At 63.0% G+C, this 1,712-nt stretch carries 2 protein-coding genes; both read left to right on the top strand.

Annotated elements, in window-relative coordinates; translation table 11 throughout:
• Positions 1–1,275 (top strand): elongation factor G (locus C1D09_RS23470; RefSeq protein ID WP_246135846.1); only part of this gene is annotated, 1,275 nt, incomplete at its 5' end.
• A 67-nt stretch (positions 1,276–1,342) separates the two neighbouring features.
• Positions 1,343–1,712: GTP-binding protein (locus C1D09_RS23465; protein ID WP_143976524.1), on the top strand; the 370-nt coding region annotated here is incomplete at its 3' end.

The raw sequence follows: 1,712 nt of genomic DNA, 5'->3' as shown, positions 1-1,712 counted from the left end.
GTACAGCCGCTGCTCGACGCTGTTGTCGAGTACCTGCCGTCGCCGGCCGACGTTCCCGCCATCAAGGGCGTCGATGCCAAGACGGACGCCGAGATCGAGCGCCATGCGGTCGACGACGAGCCGCTGTCGATGCTCGCCTTCAAGATCATGAACGACCCGTTCGTCGGTTCACTGACCTTCGCCCGCATCTATTCGGGCAAGCTCACCAAGGGCATCTCGGTCGACAACACCGTCAAGGGCAAGAAGGAGCGCATCGGCCGCATGCTGCAGATGCATGCGAACTCGCGCGCCGACGTCGAAGAAGCCTTCGCCGGCGACATCGTCGCTCTGGCTGGCCTCAAGGACACGACCACTGGCGACACGCTGTGCGATCCGCTGCATCCGGTCATCCTCGAGCGCATGGAATTCCCCGATCCGGTCATCCAGATCGCCATCGAGCCGAAGACGAAGAACGACCAGGAAAAGATGGGCCTCGCCCTTCACCGCCTGGCTGCCGAGGATCCGTCCTTCCGCGTCAAGACCGACGAGGAAAGCGGCCAGACCATCATCTCCGGCATGGGCGAACTGCATCTCGACATCATCGTCGACCGCATGCGTCGCGAGTTCAAGGTCGAAGCCAATGTCGGCGCTCCGCAGGTGGCCTATCGCGAGACGATCACCCGCAAGCACGAGCAGGACTACACCCACAAGAAGCAGACCGGCGGTACCGGCCAGTTCGCCCGCGTCAAGGTTCTGTTCGAGCCGAATACGGAGAGCGAAGAGTTCGTCTTCGAGTCCAAGATCGTCGGCGGCGCGGTGCCGAAGGAATACATTCCGGGTGTCGAAAAGGGCATCCAGAGCGTCATGGGCGCAGGTCCGTTCGCGGGCTTCCCGATGATCGGCGTCCGGGCGACGCTGATCGACGGTGCCTACCACGACGTCGACTCGTCGGTCCTGGCGTTCGAAATCGCCTCCCGGGCCTGCTTCCGCGAAGCCGCACCCAAGCTTGGCGTGCAGCTGCTCGAGCCGATCATGAAGGTCGAAGTCGTGACGCCGGAAGACTATGTCGGCAGCGTCATCGGTGACCTGAACGGCCGCCGCGGCCAGATCCAGGGCCAGGAAGCACGCGGCGTGGCCGTCGTCATCAACGCGATGGTGCCGCTCGCCAACATGTTCAAGTACGTCGACAACCTGCGCTCGATGAGCCAGGGCCGCGCTGCCTACACGATGCAGTTCGACCACTACGAGCCGGTCCCGACCGCGGTCGCCCAGGAAGTCCAGAAGAAGTACGCGTAACTCGAAAGAGCCGTCGCGGTAACGCAATTCAAAGCCCGCATGGGCGAGCAGGAAATGGAGACATCACATGGCAAAAGGTAAATTCGAGCGCACTAAGCCTCATGTGAACATCGGCACGATTGGTCACGTTGACCATGGCAAGACGTCGCTGACGGCGGCGATCACGAAGTATTTTGGCGAGTACAAGCGCTACGACCAGATCGATGCGGCGCCGGAAGAGAAGGCGCGCGGCATCACCATCTCGACGGCTCACGTTGAATACGAGACGGCCAACCGCCACTACGCGCACGTCGACTGCCCCGGCCACGCCGACTATGTGAAGAACATGATCACCGGTGCCGCGCAGATGGACGGCGCGATCCTGGTGGTGTCGGCCGCCGACGGCCCGATGCCGCAGACCCGCGAGCACATCCTGCTTGCCCGTCAGGTCGGCGTGC

This window comes from Mesorhizobium intechi, from assembly GCF_002879535.1.
GTDB lineage: Bacteria > Pseudomonadota > Alphaproteobacteria > Rhizobiales > Rhizobiaceae > Mesorhizobium > Mesorhizobium intechi.
This window is presented reverse-complemented; position numbering and strand designations above follow the sequence as displayed.